The sequence below is a fragment of the Legionella pneumophila subsp. fraseri genome (assembly GCF_000586315.1).
GTDB classification, from domain to species: domain Bacteria; phylum Pseudomonadota; class Gammaproteobacteria; order Legionellales; family Legionellaceae; genus Legionella; species Legionella pneumophila_B.
The window spans coordinates 1-1,715 of the sequence record NZ_JFIM01000054.1; the positions used below are offsets into that span (position 1 = coordinate 1).

Here is a 1,715-nt window from a genome sequence, read left to right on the forward strand (position 1 = left end):
GATCATTATTTCTTCTTACATACAAGATGTGTAGAAGATTCAGAGCAAGCTCCCGTGTGGGATTGCTCCATTCACATAAGGAGATAATCCCATGGACACCCCTTCAATCTACGTCGCCTGTTTAGCCTCTTACAACAACGCCATTCTACATGGTGTCTGGATAGATGCCACACAAAGCGAAGATGACATCATGGAAGAAATCTGGGAAATGCTGGATAACAGCCCTGAACCCAATGCTGAAGAATATGCCATACATGATTATGAAGGGTTCGGCAGCATGAAAATCCATGAGTACGAAGCAATAAGTAATATTGTGGAGTACGCCTCATTTATCCAAGAACACGGGGATTTGGGTTTAGCCCTTCTCTCTGACTATTCGATAGATGATGCACAAACTATGTTGGAGGATCATTACCAAGGTTGTTATGATTCAGAAGTTGATTTTGCCAGGCAGTTGTTTGATGAGTGTTATACCCATCAATTACCGGATAGTTTGATCTGCTATTTTGATTATGAGGCTTTTGCCCGTGATCTTTTCATCAGTGATTATTGTTCAGTGGATGTTGATGGACAGACGTATGTTTTTTCAACATATTAAACCCCTTTTAGGGGTTTAATATCTCAATTTAAAAGCTAATGGTAAAATATAAAACTATCATCTTCTCTAGAAAAACTGCTTATAAATCACTGTGGTATATACTTGACTGCGTTTACACATAAATGAGTGAATATGCACATGTCGTTAAAATATTAACTAAATTTGGCTATTATGCATAATTTTTTACTATGCTATAATGACTTTAATGGGAGAGTATATGAATAGTGTATTTCAAGTAGCTGATTATTTTCTTAACAAAGCATCTAAAGAAGAAGATGGTGGCGAAATTATTTCAAATCTTAAATTACAAAAATTGGTTTATTATGCCCAAGGATTTCACTTGGCTATGTATAATCAACCATTATATACAGAATCTTTAGAAGCATGGACACATGGTCCTGTGTGCCCGGACTTATATCATGATAAAAAGAAATACAAAAATGGCGCAGTGGAGCCAAACACCAATTTTGATGCTTCTGTATTCTCAAAAGAACAAAAAGATTTACTAGATGAAATCTATGAAGTTTATGGGCAATTTTCAGCTTGGAAACTCAGAAACTTAACTCATGAAGAAGCACCTTGGAAAGATAATTTAGACAATGATAATAATAACCTTATTTCTCATGAAGACTTAAAAAAATATTTTAAAACCCAATTAAATTGATTATGTCTAAGCAAACAATTAAAAAACCTAATATTAACCAAGGAAAAAATTTATCAGTTAATCCTAAAAGTTCGTCAACCAATCATTTAAAACCAATTTTTTCCTTAGAGCATATACAGGCGAATTATTGTGTAACTAACTGCACTAAAGATCAAAAAGCTGCTTTTGCAGAAGCTCTTCGAAAACGTAGCCAAATGACCTGGAATGAAATAATACAAGCTCCACGACATGGCTTAGGACAGGAAAATATTGAACAACATGCTATTAAAGTCCCATTGCCTCATGATGTAACACCTGACACTCAGCTAATTGCATTACGGTTTGATGGAAAAGCTCCAATGGTAGGGCGACGAGATGGTAGAGTTTTTATAATATACTGGCTAGATCATAATTTCAGTTTATATAACCATTTGTGTATTCCGGAGCGAAATGATCACCAATTCCGGCGGCATT

At 35.3% G+C, this 1,715-nt stretch carries 3 protein-coding genes; all 3 read left to right on the forward strand.

Features of this window, described 5'->3' with window-relative positions; translation table 11 throughout:
- Positions 1–91: 91 nt before the first annotated feature.
- Positions 92–598 (forward strand): antirestriction protein ArdA, encoded by a 507-nt coding sequence (locus CC34_RS0110080; protein ID WP_028378821.1) that lies wholly within the window; start codon positions 92–94, stop codon positions 596–598.
- Positions 599–815: 217 nt separating this feature from the next.
- On the forward strand, positions 816–1,262 hold the full coding sequence (locus CC34_RS0110085) for a Panacea domain-containing protein (RefSeq protein WP_027229142.1): 447 nt from the start codon (positions 816–818) through the stop codon (positions 1,260–1,262).
- Positions 1,263–1,264: 2 nt separating this feature from the next.
- Positions 1,265–1,715 (forward strand): hypothetical protein (locus CC34_RS01000000116430; protein ID WP_231957878.1); only part of this gene is annotated, 451 nt, incomplete at its 3' end.

Excerpts from the sequence above, each read along its gene's own strand:
- CC34_RS0110085 (WP_027229142.1), top strand. The coding sequence starts at position 816 with ATGAATAGTGTATTTCAAGTAGCTGATTATTTTCTTAACAAAGCATCT.
- CC34_RS0110080 (WP_028378821.1), top strand. The coding sequence starts at position 92 with ATGGACACCCCTTCAATCTACGTCGCCTGTTTAGCCTCTTACAACAAC.